This window comes from Sphingomonas sp. 3P27F8, from assembly GCF_005502745.1.
Taxonomy (GTDB): Bacteria; Pseudomonadota; Alphaproteobacteria; order Sphingomonadales; family Sphingomonadaceae; genus Sphingomonas.
Genome location: NZ_SCNL01000002.1, coordinates 382036 through 403876, shown reverse-complemented (window position 1 = coordinate 403876; position 21841 = coordinate 382036). Strand labels below are relative to the sequence as shown.

Genomic DNA, 21841 nt, shown 5'->3' with positions numbered 1-21841 from the left:
CATGGCACGGATCACCGCGGGCGTCGCCTGCAGTCACGTTCCCCTGCTGGGCGTGGCATCCGATTTCAACAAGGACGCCGACGACTATTTCAGCCCGATCTTCGACGGGTTCGAATGGACGCGCGCATGGGAGAAGGCGGAGAAGCCGGACGTCATCGTGCTGGTCTACAACGATCATGCATCGGCGTTCGACATGAAGATCATCCCGACCTTCGCGATCGGGTGCGGCGAGCGGTACAAGCCGGCCGACGAGGGCTGGGGGCCGCGCGCGGTGCCAGAGGTGGAAGGGCATCCCGATCTTGCCTGGCACATCGCGCAGAGCCTGATCCTCGACGAATTCGACATGACCATCATCAACGAGATGGAGGTCGATCACGGCCTGACCGTGCCGCTGACGATGATGTACGGCAAGGCACAGGAATGGCCGGTGAAGGTCGTGCCGCTGGCGGTCAACGTCGTCACCTATCCCCCGCCCTCGGGCAACCGCTGCTGGGCGCTGGGCGAGGCGATCGCCCGGGCGGTGGCGGACTTCCCGGAGGATCTGAACGTCCAGGTCTGGGGCACCGGCGGCATGAGCCACCAGTTGCAGGGGCCACGCGCCGGGCTCATCAACCAGGAGTGGGACAACCGCTTCATCGACGGGCTGATCGGCGAGAGCGATCACCTGCGTCGCATCCCGCATATCGAGTATCTGCGCGAGACGGGGTCCGAAGGCATCGAGATGGTGATGTGGCTGGTGATGCGTGGCGCGATGGGCAAGGCGACGCGCGAGTTGCACCGGCATTACCACGTGCCGTGTTCGAACACCGCGATCGGCCATGTCGTGCTGCGCCCCGACAACGGCGAAGGCTATGACATGACGGGCAGCGACGTGATCGCGGCCGCGGCCGAGTAAGCAGCCTTCCTCTCCCTGAACGAGGGAAGGGGGGTGTTCGTACTGCCCGACCCGATAGCCGCCCACCCAAACAGCCCCTCCCTTTTCGGGGAGGGCGGAGATAATTTATGACGATCCGCATTGCCCTCGCCGGCGCCGGTGCCTTCGGCGAGAAGCACCTTGATGGCCTGAAGAACATCGACGGCGTCGAGGTGACGAGCCTTGTCGGTCGACGCCTGGAGCCGACGCAGGCGATCGCCGCGAAATACGGCATCGGCCATGCCTGCACCGACCTCGCCGAGACGCTGGCACGCGACGACGTCGATGCCGTGATCCTGTGCACACCGACGCAGATGCATGCGGCGCAGGCGATCCGGTGCCTGGAGGCGGGCAAGCATGTGCAGATCGAGATCCCGCTGGCGGACAGCCTGGCCGATGCGGAGGCGGTGCTCGCCAAGCAGCAGGAAACCGGGCTGGTCGCGATGGTCGGCCACACGCGGCGGTTCAACCCCAGCCACCAGTACCTTCATCGCAAGTTCGAAAGTGGCGAGGCGAGCATCCAGCAGATGGACGTGCAGACCTTCTTCTTTCGCCGCAAGAACATGAACGCGAAGGGCGAGGCACGGTCGTGGACCGATCACCTGCTGTGGCACCACGCCGCGCACACGGTCGATCTGTTCGCCTATCAGGCCGGACCGATCGTGCAGGCCAATGCGGTCCAGGGGCCGATCCACCCCGAGCTCGGCATCGCGATGGACATGTCGATCCAGCTCAAGGCGGAGAGCGGCGCGATCTGCACGCTGAGCCTGTCATTCAACAACGACGGGCCGCTCGGCACCTTCTTCCGGTACATCTGCGATACCGGCACATGGATCGCCCGCTACGACGATCTCGTCACCGGCAGGGAGGAACCGGTTAACTTGTCCGGCGTCGCCGTGTCGTCGAACGGCATCGAGTTGCAGGACCGCGAGTTCATCGCCTCGATCCGCGAAGGGCGCGAACCCAACAGCTCTGTCGCACAGGTCCTGCCGTGCTACCGCGTGCTCGACGCGCTGGACCGGCAGCTTTCGGCATGATGCGCGTTGATGTCGCGATCGTCGGGGCAGGGCCGGCGGGGCTGATGCTCGGCCATCTGCTGGCGATGGAGGGCGTGCGCGTCCAGCTGGTGGAGCGCGCGAGTGCGGCGCGTGTGGTGGAGCGTATCCGTGCCGGCGTGCTTGAGCGGACGACGACCGATCTGATGGCGCGGCTCGGACTCGATACGCGGCTGAAGGCGGAAGGTATTCCGCATGACAGCGTGGCCCTGGCCGATGGCGAGCGGCTGATCCGCATCCCGCTGACGGAGACGGTCGGCCATCACGTCACGGTATATGGCCAGACCGAGGTCACCCGCGACCTGATGGAGGCGGCCGGATCCCGGGGCGTGGCGATCGATTACGAGGCCGAGGAAGTCGCGCTCCACCATATCGAAAGCGATACGCCTTATCTGACGTACCGGGTGGATGGTGCGCCGCGGCGGATCGACGCGCGCTTCATCGTCGGCTGCGACGGATTTCACGGGCCGTCACGGCGGGCCATCCCGCAGGCGGCGCAGCGGATTTACGAGAAGGTCTATCCGTTCGGCTGGCTCGGCATCCTGGCCGACGTGCCGCCGTGCAGCGACGATCTGATCTATGCCAATCACGATCGCGGCTTCGCGCTGGCGTCGATGCGATCGCCGACGCGCAGCCGCTATTATATCCAGGTGCCGGCCGACGAGCCGCTATCCGAATGGCCGGACGATCGCTTGTGGGACGAACTCGCGGTCCGGCTCGGGCCGCAGGCGGCGGCGGGACTGGTCCGCGGGCCGGCGCTGGAGAAATCGATCGCGCCGCTGCGTTCGTTCGTTTCGGAGCCGATGCGCCACAAATCGCTCATGCTGGCCGGCGACGCTGCGCACATCGTGCCGCCGACGGGCGCCAAGGGGCTGAACCTGGCGGCGGCGGACGTGTCGGTGTGTGCCGAGGCGCTGGTGCGCTATTTCAAGCGCGGCGACAACGACGGTGTCGGCGACTATTCGCGCCGCGCGCTGGAACGCGTGTGGAAGGTCGAGCGCTTTTCGTGGCAGTTGACGACGCTGATGCACCGCTTTCCAGACCAGACACGGTTCGATCGGCAGATGCAGCTGGCCGAACTCGACTATATCGCCGGCAGCCGCGCGGCGCAGACCGCAATCGCAGAAAACTATGTGGGGCTGCCGCTGTAGTTCGGCGCGTCAGGCGATCGCCATCGGTCCGCCGCCGCCCGGCACCGGCGTCGCCGCGCGGGCGTGACGGCCGGCCCCGGCGTGCGACCGGCGGCGGTCGGCGTCGCAACGCCCGCCGCCGTCTGTCGCGACACGGCCGCAGCCATCGCGACCCCGTCGACCGGGACCGTCAGCGGAAGACGACGGTGCGCGATCCGTTGAGCAGCACACGATCCTGAAGATGGTCGGCAACCGCCTGCGCCAGGACGCGGCGTTCGATGTCGCGGCCCTTGCGCACCAGGTCGTCGGGCGTGTCGGCATGGCTGATCGGCTCGACATCCTGCGCGATGATCGGGCCTTCGTCGAGGTCGGCGGTGACGTAATGGGCCGTGGCCCCGATCATCTTCACGCCGCGGTCGTGCGCCTGGTGATAGGGCTTCGCGCCCTTGAATCCGGGCAGGAAACTGTGATGGATGTTGATGCAGCGGCCCGACAGGAAGGCGGCGAGGTCGTCCGACAGGATCTGCATATAGCGCGCCAGCACGACGAGATCGGCGCCCGTCTCCGTGACGATCCGCTTGATCGCGGCCTCCTGCTGCGGCTTCGTCTCCTTCGTGACGGGCAAATGGTGATAGGGGATGTCGCCCACCATCGTCGTGTTCAGCGCGGACAGGGGGTGGTTGGACACGATGCCGACGACATGCATCGGCAGTTCGCCGATGCGGCGGCGGTAGAGCAGGTCGCCGAGGCAGTGATCGAACTTCGACACCATCAGCAGCACGCGCTGGCGCGTACCGGTGGCGCGCACCGACCAGATCGCGCCCATTGCCGTGGCGACGGGGGCGAAGGCGGCGGCGATGGCCGCGGCATCGCCATCGGCCATGCGGAACACGACGCGCATGAAGAAGCGGCCGGTGCCGCTGTCGTCGAACTGCTGCGCCTCGGTGATGTTGCCACCGCGTGTCGCGATGAACTGTGCGACCTGCGCGACCAGGCCGGCCCGGTCGTCGCACGACAGGCGTAATACGTAGCTGTTCTCCATGGCTCTCCCTTGATGCCGTTATCGGCGCGCGGCGGCGCTGCGGGCGTCGATCCACTCGACCGTGCGCGCCAGGCCGCCGAACGGATAGAAATGCAGCCGAACCGGGCCGTGCGCTGGCGTCAGCCCAGCCTCCAGCGCGTCGACCAGCTTGTCTGGCCCGGCCGTTCCCAGAAGTTTCGTCACTGACACACCGTATTTCGTCATCACCGACGCCGTCGCCCCGACGCCGCAATGGGCGGCGAAGCGCAGCAGCGTCTTGATCCCCGCCGGCCCGGGCACGCCGATGCGGACCGGTGCGTCGATGCCCTGCGCGCGCAACTCGACCAGCCAATCGAGGAACGGCTGCGCATCGAAGCCGAACTGCGTCACGATCAGCGGCGCCATGCCGCGTTCCCCGATCGCGTCGCACTTGCGGTGCAGCCACGACCACCGCGCCCGCGCGTCCATCGCGGGGTGGCTTTCAGGATGGCCGGCAACGCCGATCGCGCGGATGCCGTTCGTTTCGAACAGGCCGGTTTCGAGCAGCGACATGGTGTCCGGGAACGGACCTGCCGGCACCGGCGGGTCGCCCGCGACCAGGAAGAAGCGGCGCGCGCCCGCCTCCGCCGTCGTCCGCTGCACGATCGCCGCCAGCTCGTTGGGCGACTCGATCCGCCGGGCGGACAGGTGCGGCATCGGCTCGAAACCCAGATCGCGCACCGCGACCGCCGCCGCGATGCGGGCGTCCATCGTCTCTCCGGGAAGAAAGGTGATCGCGACGGGCGTGTCGGCGGCGATGTTCGGCGCCGCATCGATCAGCGCGGGCACGTCTTTCGCTGTGATTTCCAGCGAATAGCCCTCCGTAAAGTGCAGCGGCGCGCGCTGCCATGCGGGATGGATGGCCGATGCGTTCACGCAAACCTCTCCTCGTGCGACGCCCTGGAAGTGCATTTGCTCTAGCAGTTGGTTTGAATTCCGTATAGGTGAAAGCTTCATGAGTGCGAATGAATCTATCGTGGAGAGCGACGGCGGCCCGATCCTGGTGCTGCCCGGCCTCATGTGCGATTTCTCGATGTTCGCCGATCTCGCCGATCGCGTGCCTGCGCTGGTCGCGGTGCCTGACTATGGCGCGTGCGACGCGATCGGCGCGATGGCCGATCATGTCCTCGCGGATGCTCCCGCCACGTTCGGACTGTTCGGTCATTCGATGGGCGCCCGTGTCGCGCTGGAGGTTTACCGCCGCGTGCCGGACCGCGTCACGCGGCTGGCTCTGGTCAGTACCGGCGTCCACCCCGTGCAGCCCGGCGAGGCGTACAAGCGATATGCGCTGGGCGACCTCGGCCACACGTCGGGCATGGCCGCGCTCGTCGACAGCTGGCTGCCGCCGATGGTGGCGGCCGGCGCGCGGAACGACACCGATCTGATGGGGCGGCTGCGCGCGATGTGCGTTGGCGCCGGGCTGGATCGATATCGTGGGCAGGTGCGCGCGCTGCTGGCGCGGCCGGAGGTCAAGACGCTGCTGCCTGGCATCACCTGCCCCGTGCTGGTCGCGTGCGGCGACGCCGATCTCTGGAGCCCGCCTGACCAGCATCGTGCGATCGCCGCCGCCATACCCGGCGCGCGACTCGCGATCGTGCCGGGCGCCGGCCACATGCTTCCCGCCGAAGCGCCGGAGGCGCTGTCGGCGATCCTGCGCGACTGGATTACCGCCACCACCCCCATTCGATCCCAAGCTTGAGAAGGAGAGGCTTCATGACCGACCAGACGTTGCAGCAACTGCTCGACCAGAGCGGTGATACCGTGGCCTTCCTGCGCAACCAGCAGGTTGGGCCGAATGCCTATCCCGGCGTGCCGGCCGAATATTCGAACTGGCGGTCCGAGCAGAAGGCGTGGCAGGAAACGGCCGTGCTGTTCAACCAGTCGTACCACATGGTCGATCTCGGCGTCGAAGGCCCGGATGCCTTCGCGATGCTCAACCATCTCGGCATCAACAGCTTCAAGGGCTTCGTACCCGATCGCGCGAAGCAGTTCGTGCCGGTGACGCCCGAGGGGTATGTGATCGGCGACGTCATCCTGTTCTACCTGGCCGAGAACAGTTTCAACCTCGTCGGCCGCGCGCCGGCGATTGAATGGGTCGAATATCACGCCGCGACCGGCGACTGGAACGTCACCGTGTCGCGCGACGAGCGGACGGCCGTGCGCCCGGACCCGGAGAACCGCCGCCACTACCGCTTCCAGCTGCAGGGCCCGAACGCCATGAAGGTGCTGGAGCGCGCAATGGGCCGGACGCCGCCCGATCTGAAGTTCTTCCACATGACGACGCTGGATATCGGCGGCAGGCAGGTGCGTGCACTGCGTCACGGGATGGCGGGCCAACCGGGCTATGAGCTGTTCGGCCCGTGGGCGGAGGGCGAGGATGTGCGCCAGTCGCTGATCGCCGCGGGCAAGGACTTCGGGCTGACGCTGGTCGGCGGGCGGACCTATTCGTCGAACACGCTGGAATCGGGCTGGATCCCGTCGCCGCTGCCCGCGACCTATTCCGGCGAGGGCTCGAAGGCATACCGTGAGTGGCAGAGCGCCAACAGCTATGAAGGCAAGGCGTCGATCGGCGGCAGCTACGTCCCCGACAGCATCGACGGCTATTACCTCACGCCATGGGATCTGGGCTACGGCCCGTTCGTGAAGTTCGACCACGACTTTATCGGCCGCGAGGCGCTGGAGCGCATGGCGGGGCAGCCGCACCGCAAGAAGGTGACGCTGGCGCTAGACAACGAGGACGTCGTTCGCGTCATCAGTTCGCAGTTCACCAAGGGCGAGCGCGCAAAATACTTCGAATTTCCGAGCGCGGTGTACGCGATGCACCCGTACGACCAGGTGCTGAAGGACGGCAAGCCGGTCGGGATCTCGACATGGGTCGGCTACAGCGCGAACGAAGGCCGGATGCTGACGCTGGCAATGGTGGATGCGGACGTGGCGGAGCCCGGCACCGAAGTGACGTTGCTGTGGGGCGAGCCTGACGGCGGTACGAACAAGCCGACGGTCGAGAAGCACGTCCAGATCGAGATCAAGGCCGTAGTCGCGCCGACGCCCTATTCGGAGGTCGCACGTGACAGTTACGCGGAGAGCTGGCGGACGCGTCAGCCGGCGTGAGGTGATGGGGCGGTTCCGAAGGGGGCCGCGCCGCCGACGCGCTCCCGCGCGGGCGGGAACCTGGGGTCACGGGCGACAGCCTCTCTGGCTCCGGGCTATCGTCCGCGCGGGAGCGCGAGCATTTCAGACGACGGCTATTCCGCCTCCAGCAAGGCGGCCGTCCGTCGCAGCAGTTCCGCCGCGCGATCCGCCATTCTGCGATCGTAGCGGACGATGGGGATCGCCAGGCTGAATGCGCCGATCACCTTGCCGCCCGCGACGACCGCGCGGCTGATGCCGTGGATGCCGGGCGTATGTTCCTCATGCGTGTGGGCGATGCCGGTGCGACGGATCTCGGCGATCTCGCGACGCAGCGCGTCGGCATCGGTAATCGTCGCCGGGGTGTAGGCGGGACGATCGGTTTCCGCGAGGTAGGTGTCGACCTGATCGTCCGGCAGGGCGGCGAGGATCGCCTTGCCCGCGGCGAACCCATGCATCGGGGTCATCGTGCCCATGCTGACCGCGTAGCGTAGCGCATGTTCGCTGGTTTCGGTCACCATCGCTTCGACCTGCCAGTCGCGCGGCACGAAGAATGAGGCGGTTTCGCCCAGCGCCACGCGCAGCGAGCGGACCAGCGGCGCGACCCGTTCGGCGAGCGAGAAGCTGCGATCCTCCGCCTGCAATCGCGCCAGGCCGGCGCCGGCGGTGTAGCGCCGCCCGTCGCGGGCCAGATAGCGGCGATCGACCAGCGTGTTAAGCAGGTAGGACAGGCTGCTGACCGGGATCGACAATGCGGTCGCGATTTCCCCCGCGACGACGGGGCGCTCACTTGCCACGACATATTCGATGATGTCGAGCGTGCGCATGGCGGATTTGACGGGCGGGGTGTCAGCCATCGATCAGGCTATAGCGGATAGGGGCGGACGTGCCAGTCCGATTGTCGTGTTCCCGCACGGACAGAAGGTGATCGCCGCAGGCGCCGGTGCTCCCGCCGCGGGATCACGGGCGCGTCATAGACGCGAATCCGCCAGGTCGGCGCCTTCGCGCAGGTTTGCGAGCTTCTTCCACGCGACGGCGGGATCGATCTTGCCATAGCCGGCGAAGGTGCCGAAGCCGCAGTCGGTGCTGCCGATGACGCGGTCCTTGCCGACGATGCCCGCGAAGCGCTCGATCCGTTGCGCGATCAGTTCGGGATGCTCGAGATAGTTGGAGCAACTGTCGATCAGCCCCGGCGCCAGGATTTTGTCGTCGGGCACGCTCGCGTCGCGCCAGACGATCCATTCGTGCTCATGCCGCGGGTTGGCCGCTTCGAACAGGATCGTCGCTGGCCGCGCCTTCAGGACGATCTGGATGATCCGCTCCAGCGGGATGTCGTGGTCGTGCGGCCCCTCGTAATTCCCCCAGCAGACGTGCATCCTGAGCTTGTCTGGGGGCAGGTTGGCGGTGGCGGCGTTCAACGCTTCGACGTTCGCCTCGATCACCTTCAGGAAATCGTCCTCCGCCATGTCCTGATACCCGGTGTGGCGCGACATGGCGAGGTCGGGGCAATCGAGCTGCAGGTCGAAACCGGCCGCGACGATCGCCTCGTATTCCGGCGTCATCGCGGTGACGAGGTCCGCGAGATAGGCCTCGTGGCTTGGATAGAAAGCGTTCTTCTGGAACGCGGTGATCAGGCCAGGCGAGGCGGCGTTCATGAAGGCGCGCACGGCGTTGCCATTATCGTTCAGCGCCGTCTGGAATCGGCGGATGTCGTCGTGGAGCGGGGCGAGCGTGACCAGCCTTACCGCGTCGATGCATGAGGCGCGGACGAAATCCTGCGACCCCATCATGTGCGCGAGCTTTGCGCGCAGGTCGGGCAGGGGGGCAAGGTCCCTTGCCGGCATCCGGTCGGTATGTCCGCCGAAGCCAGACAGCCGCTCGATCATGTAGGTCGAATAGCCGACCTTGCCGAGTTCGCCATCGCTGACGACCGTGACGCCCGCCGCGACCTGATTGGAGACGGCTTGCGTGACGGCCGCCTGAACCACGGTGTCGAATGCCTCGGCGTCGTAGGGCTCGCCCTTGTCGCGCGCCAGCAGGAGCGGGGTAAGCTCTGGGCCGCGCGGCAGGCTGCCGACATGCGTCGTCGCGATGGTCATGATGGCCCTATCCGAAAAGCGTCGTTCGTATCGGCGTAGCAATCACGCATGTGAACGACAAGGTCGGCCTGCTCACATCATGGCACCACCAGCACCGGCGTGATGAGCGCTCCGCTCTCGGAATCCGCGATGGCGCAGGCGGCATCGGCGCGTGGGCACGCGCCCGCGAGTGCGAGCGTAGATTGCGCCAGCAGTTGCGGCGCCGTGCCGGGGGCAGGGAAAGAGAACGGCTCCATCGCCGCTGCCCCCCGTCGCTCCGCCTCGTCAGACCTACGCGTCTTCCAGCGCGACGGCGTTGATGATGTGCGCCTGCGTATATTCGTGCAGCCCGGCTTCGCCCAGTTCCCCGCCCAGGCCGGATTGCTTCGTCCCGCGGAACGGGATGTTCGCGTCGATCGCGAGATACTGGTTCACCCAGACGGTGCCGGTGTCGATCCGCTTGGCGATCTCGGTCGCGCGGGCGACGTCCTTGCCCCAGATCGTGCCGCCAAGGCCGTATTCACTGTCGTTCGCGCGGGCAACGACGTCGTCGATGTCATCGTATTTCAGCACCGGCAGGACCGGGCCGAACTGTTCCTCGCGCACCAGGGGCGCGTCGTCATCCAGATCGCGGACGATCGTCGGCGGGATGAAATAGCCCGGCCGGTCGAGCGGCTCGCCTCCGGCCAGCACGGTGCCGCGGCCTTTCGCATCTGCCAGCAAGGCGCGGACCTTCTCGAACTGCATCCGGTTCTGGATCGGTCCGATGGTCGTGCCCTGCTTGGATCCGTCGTCGACGACCGCAGCCTTGGCGAGCTTTGCCAACTCGTCGCAGAATTCGTCGTACATCGATGACGGGACGTAGGCCCGCTTGATCGCCACGCAGATCTGCCCCGCGTTGGTCATGGCGCCGCCATAGACCTTTTTCGCAACGGCGCGCGGATCGACGTCGTCGAGGACGATCGCCGCATCGTTGCCGCCCAGTTCGAGTGTGACGCGCTTAACCCCTTCCGATGCGCTCGCCATCACCTTCTTGCCGGTCGCCGTGGAGCCGGTGAAGGCGACCTTTGCGACGTCTGGATGACCGCTAAGTTGCGCCCCAAGGTCGTTCTGGTCGCAGATGACGTTGACGACGCCCGGCGGCAGGATGTCAGCGCACAGTTCGCCGAACAGCAGCGTCGTGAGCGGGGTGGTCGGTGCGGGCTTTATGACCATCGTATTGCCGGTCACCAGGGCCGGGCCTGCCTTGTTCATCACGAGGATGACCGGGAAGTTCCACGGCGTGATGGCCGCGACCACGCCGAGCGGGGTGCGGTGCTCGATCACGGTCTGGCCGGGGTGGCCGGGCAATTCGCGTGGTTCGATCCGCATCGCGGTGAAGGCGCGCAGCGTGAAGACGCTGCCCATGATCTCGTTCATGGCTTGGTCGATGGGCTTGCCCTGTTCGGCGGTCAGCAGGCTGGCGAATTCACCGGCGCGCGCCTCCAGCGCGTCGGCCAGCTTGCCGACGAGCGCCGCACGATCCTCTATCGAGCGGGCGGCCCAGGCGGGAAACGCCCGCTTGGCGGCGGCCACCGCATCATCGAGGATTGCCGAATCGGCGCGCGGGCATTTGGCGAAGGGCTCGCCAGTCGCCGGGTTCGTGACGTCGAACGTGCCGCTGCCGGAAATCAGGGTGCCGTCCACTACCATGCGATATTCGCGATCCACCACCACCACTCTCCATCAATAGGGTCGATGCCGACCCGGTCTGTCGCCGGCGGCTCTCGACACTATAAGGCGATCGTGTCGATACCGCTCACGGCATATTGTGTTCCAGGCGTACAATCTTTGCAAGATGGTGAATGATGAAGTCCGATCCCGTTCTCGATCATCTGTTGGGATATCGGTTAAAGCGTGTGGCGATCGCGACCGATCAGGAGGCGCGGGGCGTACTGGAGCCGTTTGGCGTTACGCCGGCACGCCTGACGACGCTGCTGCTCGTCCGAACGAATCCGGGCTGCGACCAGACCGCGCTCGGCCGTGCGCTGTCGATTAACCGATCCAGCGCGATGAAACTGGTCAACGTGCTGAGCGAGCGCGGGCTGATCGAGCGTCGCCCTGGCCGCGATGCCCGCACCAACGCGCTGTACCTGACTCAAGAGGGCGGCGCGCGCCTGGACGAGATGGTCGCCGCGATCGAGCGATCAGACCAGGCGCTTGCCGACCGCCTGACGGCGGACGAACAGGCGGAGCTCGCCCGACTGCTCGACAAGCTGGTGTCGCAAACTACGGGCGATTGAAGCGACGACCAGCGAGATCAAAACAGCATTTGCAATATTGTTTGCCTAGGATACAATAACCCTCGGCGGCCGGCAGAGTTGCGACGTGGAGGAGGCCATGATGAGGCAGGGGGTATACGCATACGCTGCCGCCAGCGCGCTGGCATCGCTCATGGTCGCAGGCCAGGCGCTGGCGCAGACGGCGCACGCGACCACCGTCGAAGGTCCGCCGGACGCCGCGGTACCGGCCGGGCCGGTGGCCTGGTTCGATGCCAAGCTGTCGTTCGGCTGGCCGGATGCGAAGTATGACGAGGTTGGGGCCGGGCTGGCGCCGAGGCGGACCCTGCCGATCACGCTGGCATCGCGGTTCGCGAAGGCGCCCGAGTGGACGGTCCGCACCGGCGCCGAGGTGCGCCACAACTTTTCCGGCGGCGGTCGGGCGGCGTTCGGCGTCGACTGTACGCGGTACAGCCGCATCTTCCACGACGTCGCTAATTCGCCGATCATCGCCGACGACGGCTATCGCCTGTTGAACGCGCGGGTGAACTATACGCTGCCGAACGATCAAGTGACGCTGTCGCTGTTCGGCACCGACCTGACGAAGACGCTCTATCTCGTTTCCGGCAACGTCTTGCCCGCCTTCGGCGTGGCAGAGGCGAGCTATGGCCGTTCGCGCGAATGGGGTGTGAGTGCCGCCTAGAAGTTCTGATGGAGAGCCGATTGACCGACGCCGCCCCACCGCTTGCCCTCGACCGCCTCTTGCGTCCGCGATCGGTCGCCATCGTCGGTGCGTCCGACAAGCCGGGGTCGTTGGGGGCGTCGGTCCTCGCCAACCTGCTGCGGGACGGATATGACGGGGACATCTACCTGGTGAACCCGAAACGCGCGGAGATCGGCGGCCGGGCGTGCGTCGCAACCGTCGACGACCTGCCGCAGGGCGTTGACGCCGCAGTGCTCGCGATCCCCCGTGCGGGGGTGCTCGAAGCCGTGCGCGGGCTTGCTGCGCGCGGGGCTGGGTCTGCGGTCATTTTCTCCGCGGGCTTTGCCGAGGACGGGGCGGAGGGTCTGGCCGAACAGCAGGAGATCGCCCGTATCGCCCGGGCGAGCGGGATGGTGATCGAGGGGCCAAACTGCCTCGGGCTGGTCAATTTCGCCGACGGGATCGCGCTGTCCTTCGTCGAGATGCCCAGGGTGACCGCGATCGGCGTTCCGCGCGTCGGCATTGTGTCGCAATCGGGCGCGATGGCGGCGGTGCTTGCGACGACGATGATCGCGCGGCAGGTGCCGCTGGGTGCCTTCGTTTCCACGGGGAACGAGGCCGCGAGCGGGATCGAGGATTATCTGGCGCACATGGCTGCCGATCCCGGGACGACGGTGATCGGCCTGATCGCGGAGCACATTCGCCGGCCGCGCGCGTTCCTGTCTGCCGCACGGGCCGCACGGGCAGCCGGCAAGACGGTCGTGCTGCTGCATCCGGGTTCCAGCGAGGCAGGCAGGGCAAGCGCCGCGACCCATACCGGCGCGCTCGCGGGCGACCACGACGTCATGCGCGCGCATGTCGCGGCGGCGGGCGTCCTGCTGGTCGATACGCTGGAGGCGCTGGGCGACGTCGTCGAGATCGCGCTGCGCTGCCCCGGCATCACGGCTCGCGCGGTCGGGATGGTCGCGGAATCGGGCGCGTACAAGGCGCTGACCCTCGACCTTTCCGAGCGTGTCGGGCTGGCGCTGCCGGTGTTGACGGATGCCGATAGCCCCGCCCTGCGCGCGGCTATCCCGCCGTTCGTTCCGGTCAGCAACCCGGTGGACGTGACCGCGCAAGGTCTGGTCGATCCGTCGCTCTACGGCCGGACCATCTCGGCGCTGGCGGGCGACGTGCGCATCGATTCGATCATCGTTACGCTGATCCAGACCGATACGCACACGTCACACGTCAAGTTCGCCGCCGTCGCCGAGGCGGTGGAGATGCTGGGCACTGCCAAGCCGCTGATCGTCGCCGGTGTGGACGAGGGCGGCGGGGTGTTACCCGAAGACATCGCCGCCCTGCGCGCGGCGGGTGTCCCCTACCTGCCGACGGCCGAGCGGGTGGTACGCGCGCTGGCGGCGATCGGCGCGGGATTGGATGTGGTCGATGGCGCCTCTGCCATGGCCACCGGACTGACAGATGTGCAACCGGGCGCGACCATTCCAGAATACCGGTCGAAGGCGTTGCTGGGCGCGCACGGCATCGCCTTTCCACCGCACGACCTCGCGACTTCGATCGCCGGTGCTACAGCCGTTGCGAACCGGCTGGGCTATCCAGTCGTATTGAAGGCGCAGGCGGCGGCGCTGTCGCACAAAAGCGACGCTGGCGGCGTCATCGTCGGAATCGCTGACGACGCTGCCCTGGCTGCGGCCTGGGAGCGTATGCACCGCGATGTCGCGAGCGCACGCCCAGGGCTGGTGCTCGATGGCCTGCTGGTGGAAAAAATGGGCGCGCGCGGGGTCGAGTTGATCCTCGGCGCGCGCAACGATCCCGAATGGGGCGCGACGGTCCTCGTCGGGTTTGGCGGCGTGGCGGCCGAATTGCTGGAGGATGTCGTCCTCCTGCCGCCCGGCCTGTCGATCGAGGCCATCGAGGCGCGGATCGATACCCTGCGGATGGCGCCGCTGCTGCGCGGGTTCAGGGGTGCGGTGCCGGCCGATGTGCGCGCGGTTGCCGTCATGGCGCAGCGGCTCGGGGCAATCGTCGCGGCGACCCCGAACATCCGGGAGGTCGACCTGAACCCGGTGATCGCTCTGCCCGAGGGGCAGGGAGCGGTCGCGTTGGATGCGCTGATCTCAGGATGAGGCGAAGCTCGTCACGGCACGCGAGGTAAAGTCCCGCGTTAGTCGCGCGGGTTCATGTTGGCCGGATGATGGCTGCGGCGGGAAATGGACGGCTGCAGCGGGTTGGGGGGGCACTGAACCCACCCCCCCTTTTCCGTTATCGTGGGGATGGAGCGCTCAGCGTCCCGCCTTGCTCTTGTCGTACGCACCAAGCCCGGGCTTGTAGCTTTTCTCGTCGATGAACTGGCGGATGCCTTCCCGGCGGCCGTCGGTCTTGTCGTGAAAATTCGCAGCTTCCTGCATCCGCACCAGATAGTCCTCAGCCTCGTCATAGGTCATGGTCTTGACGCGGCGGACGGCGTCCTTCGCAAACTTCAGCGCGACCGGGTTCTTGTCGAGCAGCTTCGCCGCGACCTCCCGCACCCGAGCCTCCAGCGCGGCAAGCGGGACGCTTTCGTTGACCAGCCGCATCGTCGCAGCCTGCTGGCCATCGATCAGGTCGCCGGTCAGCGTCAGCCACATTGCGTCGCGCATCGGCAGCAGGTCGACGACGACCTTCGTGACGCCGCCGCCGGGCAGGATGCCCCAGTTGATTTCGCTCAGGCCGAATTTGGCTTCGTCAGCGCAGATCGCCAGATCGCAGGCGAACAGCGGACCGAAGCCGCCGCCGAAGCACCAGCCGTTCACCATCGCGATCGTCGGCTTCTGGAACCAGCGCAGGCGGCGAAACCATCCGTAGCTCTCCCGCTGCGACTTGCGCACGCCGCGCAGACCCTGCGCCTCGGTTTCGCGGAAATACTCCTTCAGATCCATACCAGCCGACCAGGCCGTTCCTTCACCTCCAAGCACCAGCACGCCGACATCGTCGCGGAACTCGATCTCGTCCAGCACGTCCATCATCCGGCGGTTGAGCGTGGGGCTCATGGCGTTGCGCTTTTCCGGTCGTGCGAAATTGACCCAGGCAATCCCGTCCGCGATCCGGACCGAGACGACGTCCTGCTCCTCACCCTGTGTCATGCATCCTCCTTGAATGTATCCTAGGGATACAATAACGAGCCGTCGAAAAAATGCAAGAGGTGCCCGGTCGGCGAATTTGGCGATTGCGGGGGCTTTCCGAAACAGATATTCCATCAATCAGCGGAAATATTCGCATATGAGAAGGGAGGATATTCGGGTGGATGTGAGCCTCCGTTCGTGACGGCACGTTGCCTCCATGTCGCGGCACGTCCGGTCGCTGACGACGGAACCGTCCGCCACGCCGTAACGTCCTTCCTGCGCGACATCGGTCTGACGACGATCTTCGGCAATCCCGGTTCGACCGAAATGCCGCTGCTGTTGGTCGGTCCGTTCCTGTTCGCCGAGCGACCGACCGGATCGCCGCAGCCGTTCGGCAAATGGGCGTGTGAGCCCGCGCGGGCGCAGGATGTTCCGGCGGCGATCGCGCGCGAGATCGAAAGCTCGCGGCCCTGTGCGATGGTCCACACGGTGATCAGCTACACCACGCAGGGCCGCAAGCTGAAGGCCGGCCCGTTCATGAAGAAGAGGTCGACGTTTTCCGACCGAGCCGCGCGTTCGCGCTGGCGACGGGACGGCGGATCGGCGGATCGGCGTCACCCGCCTGCCGCCGCGCACCTATGGTTTCGCAGTGGGATCGCGTTTTGATGATGGTGGGTGAATCGGACCGGATCGCGATAGAATGGGCCTGCACGACGCTCATCAACCGCTACGCCCTGTTGAACGACGCGGCGCGGTGGGAAGAGGTGGCCGCGATGTATGCGCAGGACGGGTCGATGACCCGTCCGACCGCGCCCGACGCGCCCATCGTCGGGCGCTCGGCGATACTGGCCGCGTTTCAGGCGCGTCCGCCTCGTACGACGCGACACGTCGTCGCCAACGTCGTGGTCGACGTGATCGACGAGACGCACGCCACCGCGTCCAGCGCGATGCTGCTGTTCACCGCGCCTGACGCGGCCCCGCTGGTCGGCGGCTTCGAAGACCGGTTGGTACTGACCCACGAGGGTTGGCGCTTCGCCGAGCGGCGCGGCACGCTGACCTTCCAACCCTGATGCGAGGATCCGTTCGATGAGCAATGCCGCCTGCCTATCCGCAGGACAGATGGGGTGGCGGCAGGTCGTCGCCGTCACCGTCGCGGTGCTTTTGAATGCGCTCGATGGATTCGATGTGCTTGCGATCACCTTTGCCGCGCCTGTCATCGCGCGCGAATGGGGGATCGACAATATCGCGCTGGGGGCGGCGATCTCCGCCGGGCTGGTGGGCATGACGATCGGATCGCTGCTGCTCGCTCCGGCAGGGGACAGGTTGGGACGACGCCCGCTCGTATTGTTCTGCGTCGCGATCATGGGTGCGGGGATGATGCTCACCGCCACTGCCACAACCGTCACCATGCTGTGCGTCTGGCGGGTTGTGACTGGTATCGGGATCGGCGGTATGCTGGCGGCGATCAACGCCGTCGTGGCCGAATTCTCCAACGAGCGACGGCGCGACTTCGCGATCGCGTTGATGACCGTCGGCTATCCGATCGGGGGGCTGGTCGGCGGGTTCGCATCGGCGGCGCTGGTCGCGGACGGGTGGCAGGCGATCTTCATCGCAGGCGGGGCGCTGACGCTGATCATGCTCCCGGTCGTCTGGCTCGCGATGCCAGAGTCCATCGCGCTGCTGGAACAGCGCGGGCGACCTGGCGATCGTGACCTCGCCGAGCGGCTGATGCGACGGCTGGGACACGAACCGTCGCGAGAAGTCGTCACACCCAAACCGGTCGCGCGACTGGCCACGATCGAGCTTTTCGCGGCAAGGCACCGCGCGCTGACGCTATGCCTGATCGTCAGCTATTTCCTGCACATCGTAACCTTCTATTTCTTCTCGGGCTGGTTGCCGAAGCTGATGACCGACCTCGGCTTCGCGACCCCCGATGCGATCCGCACGTCCGCGATCATGAGTATCGGCGGCGTCATCGGCGGCAGCCTGCTGGGCTGGTCGGCGCCGCGGTTCGGGCTGGGGCGGCTCGTCCCGCTGGTCATGGTCGGGACGACGATCACGATGGCTACTTTCGCGCAACTGAGCACGCTGGCGGCGTTGCAGATCGCGGCCTTTGCGACCGGGACGTGCGTTTTCGCCGGGATCGTCGGGCTTTACGCTCTGCTCGCCCGTGGCTTCCCGCCAGATCTGCGCGTTACCGGCACCGGGGTTGTCGTGGGCTTCGGGCGCGGCGGTGCGATCGTCGGGCCAGTGATCGGCGGCTTCCTGCTGCAGAGCGGCGTATCTCTCGGCACCTGCATCACCGTCGTCGGCCTGTTGTCGCTCGGCGCCGCGATTGCGGTGCGGGGGGCGGTCGCCCGCGTCTAGGGCGCGAATCTCCGGTTCAGGCTTGCTCCGCGGGCTCGCGACCCCGCTTCTAGTGACGCGCTGTTGCCTTGATGGCGCGTGTTCGCTGACCGTCGTCGCGCCTACCAACCAGCATATAAAGATATCTTTATATCATTATTGACAACCTCTGGCCGATGGTGTTGAACGGCCACGTCGAGGTTCCCCATCCCAGGCATGGCGATGGGGCTAAGACGGGAAGCCGGTGATGTCCTTCGGGGCAGAATCCGGCGCTGCCCCCGCAACTGTAAGCGGCGAGCGGCGGCTCCAATTCGTGTCACTGGGTTCCCGCAAGGAGCCTGGGAAGGCCGGAGCCACCGCGTTGACCCGTGAGCCAGGAGACCTGCCTTTCGACGCCATAACGTTCCTCGGACGGGGGTTCCTCCGGTGGATCGCGCTTGATGCGACGGTCCGTGGCTTGCCGCCATCCGGGCCTGTTCACGCCTTGAGCGCTTTCGCCTGACCTCCCCGCCCGCAAAGCCTGGGTGAGTCATGACGAATAGCGGGTTCACATTCTCGATCAGCAGCATCCCGTTCGACGAGGATTATCGTCCGGCCGACAACACGCGCATCACCACCAACTTCGCCAATCTCGCGCGCGGGGAAAGCCGCCAGGAGAATTTGCGCAACACGCTGGTGATGATCGACCACCGCTTCAACGCTCTGATGCACTGGGACAATCCCAGGGGCGATCGCTACACGCTGGAGCTGAAGATCGTCTCGGCCGCGCTCACGCTCGGAGATGGCGCGGACGACGAAGCATTTCCGCTGATCGAGATCCTGCACACCACCGTCACCGACCGGATCAGCGGCGAGCGCAGCGACGGGATGATCGGCAACAACTTCTCGTCCTATGTGCGCGATTACGATTTCAGCGTCGTCCTGCCGGATCACCTGCAGGCCGGTGGTGGCGGCGCGCCGGAGGGCTTCGGCGATCTGCACGGCAACCTGTTCAAGCATTTCCTCGGATCGAGCGCCTACCGCGACAATTTCAGCAAGCCCCCGGTCATCTGCCTCAGCGTATCGAGCAAGGAGGTGTATCGCCGGACCGCCAACGTGCATCCGATCCTCGGCGCCGAGTATCGCACCGACAAATTCTCGCCCACCGACCAGTATTTCGCAAAGATGGGCATGAAGGTGCGGTATTTCATGCCGCCGCACAGCGTCGCGCCGTTCGCCTTCTACCACACCGGCGATCTGGTCAGCGACTACACCAACCTCGAACTTGCCAGCACCATCGCCACGATGGAGACGTTCCAGAAAATCTATCGTCCGGAAATCTACAACGCGAATTCGGTCGCGGCGGAGCATTATCAGCCGAGCCTGAAGTATCAGGACTATTCGCTGACGCGCATCGTTTACGATCGCGAGGAGCGCAGCCGCCTCGCCGCCCAGCAGGGCAAGTTTGCCGAAGAGCATTTCATCAAGCCGCACTGGCCCACGCTCCAGCGCTGGTCCGCGACCTGCGGCCGCTGATCCCCACCCACACGACAGGTATTTGCATCATGACGACATTGTTGCCGACGACGACCGCGGGCAGCCTGCCCAAGCCATCCTGGCTGGCCCAGCCCGAGACCCTGTGGTCGCCCTGGAAGCTGGAGGGCGAGGAACTGGTCGCGGGGAAGCAGGATGCGCTGCGCCTGGCGGTCGACGATCAGCGGCAGGCCGGTATCGACATACTCGGCGACGGCGAACAGACCCGCCAGCATTTCGTCACGACGTTCATCGAGCATCTGGACGGCGTCGATTTCGAGAAGCGCGAGACGGTGCGTATCCGCAACCGCTATGACGCCAGCGTGCCGACCATCGCCGGCGCCGTCTCGCGCCCGACGTCGGTGTTCGTCGACGACGCCCGCTTCCTGCGCGCCCAGACCGATCAGCCGATCAAATGGACGCTGCCTGGGCCGATGACGATGATCGACACCCTGTACGACGCGCATTACCGGAGCCGCGAGAAGCTGGCATGGGAGTTCGCCTGCATCCTCAACGAGGAAGCGCGCGAGCTGGAGGCCGTCGGGGTCGACATCATCCAGTTCGACGAACCCGCCTTCAACGTGTTTTTCGACGAAGCGAACGACTGGGGCATCGCCACGCTGGAGCGCGCGGCCGAAGGGCTGAAGGCCGAGACCGCCGTCCACATCTGCTACGGCTATGGCATCAAGGCCAATACCGACTGGAAGAAGACGCTCGGCTCCGAATGGCGCCAGTATGAGGAAACCTTCCCGAACCTCCAGAAGTCGAAGATCGATATCATCTCGCTCGAATGTCAGAACTCGCGCGTGCCGATGGACCTGATCGAGCTGATCCGCGGCAAGAAGGTGATGGTCGGCGCCATCGACGTCTCGACGGACACGATCGAGACGCCGGAGCAGGTCGCCGACACGCTGCGCAACGCGTTGCGCTTCGTCGATGCCGACAAGCTCTACCCGGCCACCAACTGCGGCATGGCGCCGCTGTCGCGCGCCATCGCACGGGGAAAGCTGCAGGCGCTGGGTGCCGGTGCCGAAATCATGCGAAAGGAACTGGCGGCCTGAGCGACGGCCGACATCGTCCGGCGCGAACGATGCCGTGCCTTGCCTGAGGGTTTGCCCGGTGCCGTTGATCCCGCCCGCTCATGATGATGAGGGGCGGGATCAACGGCACGGGGAAATCGATGCACAAGCGGTTCGCACGCGCCTGCGCGTCACGGTGACCGCCAGGCCGGGTTATCGTCTGTGAAGGTCACATCGTTAGCCGGGCGCGGATCGACGCCCACATCCTCGCGATTGTCGGGATGGTGGTGATCGCCGCGATCGTCCACGTCCCGGCGCGCTGCGAAGGACGTGCTCGGCATCGTGGTGCGCGCTGCCATCGCGCTCCTCTTCTTCATCTACGGCGCGCGGATGTCTCGACCGGCGATCTGGACGGGCGTCCTCCACCGGCGGCAGCGCTCGCTGGTGTTCGCGACGATATACGTCCGACGCTTCAGCCGCTCTGGTAAGACGGGACGCCACTCGATCGGATCTCAAACAAGGTCTGCTCCCAATTCAGCAGCCCAGTCCCGCACCTACGTGCAAGCTTCTCACCAAAAGGAGTGAACCGCTCCGGGTTTGCCGGAGGCCATGCGGCATGGTTGGGAGCCCGCGAAGCATTCGCTTCCGAAAAGATCGCTAAAAATGGAACTGGATATCGGTTTGAGTGTGGCTCCCTCCGTCTCCGCCATTATTGCCGGTCGCCGCTTGCCGACAATCACACCGGTGCGGGCTGTGGCGTGGCGCGCATTTCCGGGGCACAACGGCTTCTGCGTTACGAAACATCAGGAGAGGTTGCATGCTCGTGGTCCATCATCTCGGGCTTTCGCAGTCCGAACGGATCGTCTGGCTCTGCGAGGAGCTCGGGTTGGAATATGAGCTGAAGCGGTACGATCGCCGCGCGGACAACCGGCTCGCCCCTGATTCCTACAAGGCGCTTCATCCGATGGGGATCGCCCCGGTAATCTCCGACGGCGATCTGGTGCTCGGTGAAAGCGCCGCGATCTGTGACTATATCAACGCGCGCTACGGTGGCGGGCGGCTGAGCCCCAGGCCGGACGACGCGGATTTCGCGGACTATCTGTTCTGGTTCCACTGGTCGAACGCCACATACATGGCGACCAAGATGATCGCCATGGGGATAGCGTTCAGTGGTGGCGACGCCGCGAAAGTGCCGTTCGTTGCGGAACGCGCGCAGCGAAGCGAGGAATTGCTAGAACGGCGGCTCGGCGAGGCACCTTTCCTCGCCGGTGAGCGGCTGTCGCTGGCCGACATCATGATGGTCTACAGTCTCACGACATCGCGCGCGTTCGGAGCGGCGCCGCTGACCGGCCTGGACAACACCCAGGCCTATCTTCGCCGCATCGCCGATCGGCCGGCATACCAGCAGGCGATGGCCAAGGCGGAGCCGGGAATGCGGCCGATGATCGACTGACGTCGCCATCGCGCCCGCCGCGCGGGATCAGGGGCTCGCGTGACCTGCCGTCGACTCACGCGAGACCAGGCGGCGGGGCCAGCG

The 21841-nt window shown here is 66.2% G+C and carries 22 protein-coding genes and 1 riboswitch; of the genes, 14 read left to right on the top strand and 8 right to left on the bottom strand.

Going from position 1 to position 21841, the window contains the following annotated elements; translation table 11 throughout:
- Position 1 precedes the first annotated feature (1 nt).
- The 3 genes from FFS35_RS04500 (at position 2) to pobA (ending at position 3119) form a co-directional block, all read left to right on the top strand.
- On the top strand, positions 2 to 895 hold the full coding sequence (locus FFS35_RS04500) for a class III extradiol dioxygenase subunit beta (protein WP_137785900.1): 894 nt from the start codon (positions 2 to 4) through the stop codon (positions 893 to 895).
- Between the two features lie 113 nt (positions 896 to 1008).
- On the top strand, positions 1009 to 1950 hold the full coding sequence (locus FFS35_RS04495; protein ID WP_137785970.1) for a Gfo/Idh/MocA family oxidoreductase: 942 nt from the start codon (positions 1009 to 1011) through the stop codon (positions 1948 to 1950).
- Entirely contained in the window at positions 1950 to 3119 is a 1170-nt protein-coding gene (gene pobA, locus FFS35_RS04490) for a 4-hydroxybenzoate 3-monooxygenase (protein WP_137785969.1), read from the top strand. The genes FFS35_RS04495 and pobA overlap by 1 nt, the downstream gene beginning before the upstream one ends.
- Before the next feature lie 169 nt (positions 3120 to 3288).
- On the opposite strand, the gene purU is transcribed toward pobA, so the two are convergent.
- On the bottom strand, positions 3289 to 4140 hold the full coding sequence (gene purU / locus FFS35_RS04485; RefSeq protein WP_137785899.1) for a formyltetrahydrofolate deformylase: 852 nt from the start codon (positions 4138 to 4140) through the stop codon (positions 3289 to 3291).
- 18 nt (positions 4141 to 4158) lie between these two features.
- Positions 4159 to 5034 (bottom strand): methylenetetrahydrofolate reductase, encoded by an 876-nt coding sequence (locus FFS35_RS04480; protein ID WP_249341450.1) that lies wholly within the window; start codon positions 5032 to 5034, stop codon positions 4159 to 4161.
- Positions 5035 to 5113: 79 nt separating this feature from the next.
- Here FFS35_RS04480 and FFS35_RS04475 point away from each other — a divergent pair, with 79 nt between their 5' ends.
- Both FFS35_RS04475 and FFS35_RS04470 read left to right on the top strand, forming a co-directional pair.
- The gene (locus tag FFS35_RS04475; protein ID WP_137785897.1) at positions 5114 to 5857 is read left to right on the top strand and encodes an alpha/beta fold hydrolase; all 744 of its coding nucleotides are present in this window, start codon (positions 5114 to 5116) and stop codon (positions 5855 to 5857) included.
- Positions 5858 to 5871: 14 nt separating this feature from the next.
- Complete coding sequence (locus FFS35_RS04470; RefSeq protein ID WP_137785896.1) at positions 5872 to 7269, top strand: aminomethyltransferase family protein; 1398 nt, start codon at positions 5872 to 5874, stop codon at positions 7267 to 7269.
- Positions 7270 to 7403: 134 nt separating this feature from the next.
- Here FFS35_RS04470 and FFS35_RS04465 read toward each other — a convergent pair whose 3' ends face one another.
- The 4 genes from FFS35_RS04465 to FFS35_RS04455 all read right to left on the bottom strand — a co-directional run bounded on the left by FFS35_RS04465 (position 7404) and on the right by FFS35_RS04455 (position 11075).
- Complete coding sequence (locus FFS35_RS04465; protein WP_249341449.1) at positions 7404 to 8144, bottom strand: IclR family transcriptional regulator; 741 nt, start codon at positions 8142 to 8144, stop codon at positions 7404 to 7406.
- Between the two features lie 114 nt (positions 8145 to 8258).
- Complete coding sequence (locus FFS35_RS04460; RefSeq protein WP_137785895.1) at positions 8259 to 9386, bottom strand: cobalamin-independent methionine synthase II family protein; 1128 nt, start codon at positions 9384 to 9386, stop codon at positions 8259 to 8261.
- A 77-nt stretch (positions 9387 to 9463) separates the two neighbouring features.
- A complete protein-coding gene (locus FFS35_RS19895; protein WP_171007498.1) occupies positions 9464 to 9622 on the bottom strand; it encodes a hypothetical protein in 159 nt (52 codons plus the stop codon).
- 34 nt (positions 9623 to 9656) lie between these two features.
- Complete coding sequence (locus FFS35_RS04455) at positions 9657 to 11075, bottom strand: aldehyde dehydrogenase family protein (RefSeq protein WP_137785967.1); 1419 nt, start codon at positions 11073 to 11075, stop codon at positions 9657 to 9659.
- 137 nt (positions 11076 to 11212) lie between these two features.
- Between FFS35_RS04455 and FFS35_RS04450 the strand changes: the two genes are divergently transcribed.
- The 3 genes from FFS35_RS04450 (at position 11213) to FFS35_RS04440 (ending at position 14452) form a co-directional block, all read left to right on the top strand.
- Positions 11213 to 11647: a MarR family transcriptional regulator gene (locus FFS35_RS04450; RefSeq protein WP_137785894.1), complete on the top strand. Its 435-nt coding sequence runs from the start codon at positions 11213 to 11215 to the stop codon at positions 11645 to 11647.
- A gap of 100 nt (positions 11648 to 11747) precedes the next feature.
- Positions 11748 to 12326, top strand: a complete 579-nt coding sequence (locus tag FFS35_RS04445; protein ID WP_171007497.1) for a TonB-dependent receptor — start codon at positions 11748 to 11750, stop codon at positions 12324 to 12326.
- Between the two features lie 8 nt (positions 12327 to 12334).
- Complete coding sequence (locus tag FFS35_RS04440) at positions 12335 to 14452, top strand: acetate--CoA ligase family protein (protein ID WP_137785892.1); 2118 nt, start codon at positions 12335 to 12337, stop codon at positions 14450 to 14452.
- A gap of 156 nt (positions 14453 to 14608) precedes the next feature.
- On the opposite strand, the gene FFS35_RS04435 is transcribed toward FFS35_RS04440, so the two are convergent.
- Positions 14609 to 15448 carry a p-hydroxycinnamoyl CoA hydratase/lyase gene (locus FFS35_RS04435; RefSeq protein ID WP_137785891.1) on the bottom strand — a complete coding sequence of 280 codons (840 nt, stop codon included), beginning with the start codon at positions 15446 to 15448 and terminating at the stop codon, positions 14609 to 14611.
- 177 nt (positions 15449 to 15625) lie between these two features.
- On the opposite strand from FFS35_RS04435, the gene FFS35_RS04430 reads away from it, so the two are divergent.
- The 5 genes from FFS35_RS04430 (at position 15626) to FFS35_RS04410 (ending at position 20346) form a co-directional block, all read left to right on the top strand.
- Positions 15626 to 16093 carry a hypothetical protein gene (locus FFS35_RS04430; protein ID WP_137785890.1) on the top strand — a complete coding sequence of 156 codons (468 nt, stop codon included), beginning with the start codon at positions 15626 to 15628 and terminating at the stop codon, positions 16091 to 16093.
- Positions 16093 to 16497: a nuclear transport factor 2 family protein gene (locus FFS35_RS04425; RefSeq protein WP_249341448.1), complete on the top strand. Its 405-nt coding sequence runs from the start codon at positions 16093 to 16095 to the stop codon at positions 16495 to 16497. Before FFS35_RS04430 ends, FFS35_RS04425 begins: the two co-directional genes overlap by 1 nt.
- Before the next feature lie 16 nt (positions 16498 to 16513).
- The gene (locus FFS35_RS04420) at positions 16514 to 17794 is read left to right on the top strand and encodes an MFS transporter (RefSeq protein WP_137785888.1); all 1281 of its coding nucleotides are present in this window, start codon (positions 16514 to 16516) and stop codon (positions 17792 to 17794) included.
- A 160-nt stretch (positions 17795 to 17954) separates the two neighbouring features.
- Positions 17955 to 18178: riboswitch (cobalamin riboswitch) on the top strand.
- A 126-nt stretch (positions 18179 to 18304) separates the two neighbouring features.
- Positions 18305 to 19288 (top strand): putative oxygenase MesX, encoded by a 984-nt coding sequence (locus tag FFS35_RS04415; protein ID WP_137785887.1) that lies wholly within the window; start codon positions 18305 to 18307, stop codon positions 19286 to 19288.
- Between the two features lie 29 nt (positions 19289 to 19317).
- On the top strand, positions 19318 to 20346 hold the full coding sequence (locus tag FFS35_RS04410) for a methionine synthase (RefSeq protein WP_137785886.1): 1029 nt from the start codon (positions 19318 to 19320) through the stop codon (positions 20344 to 20346).
- Positions 20347 to 20495: 149 nt separating this feature from the next.
- Here FFS35_RS04410 and FFS35_RS19890 read toward each other — a convergent pair whose 3' ends face one another.
- Positions 20496 to 20663 (bottom strand): hypothetical protein, encoded by a 168-nt coding sequence (locus tag FFS35_RS19890; RefSeq protein WP_171007496.1) that lies wholly within the window; start codon positions 20661 to 20663, stop codon positions 20496 to 20498.
- A gap of 458 nt (positions 20664 to 21121) precedes the next feature.
- Here FFS35_RS19890 and FFS35_RS04405 point away from each other — a divergent pair, with 458 nt between their 5' ends.
- Positions 21122 to 21757: a glutathione S-transferase gene (locus tag FFS35_RS04405; RefSeq protein WP_137785885.1), complete on the top strand. Its 636-nt coding sequence runs from the start codon at positions 21122 to 21124 to the stop codon at positions 21755 to 21757.
- Positions 21758 to 21841 lie beyond the last annotated feature (84 nt).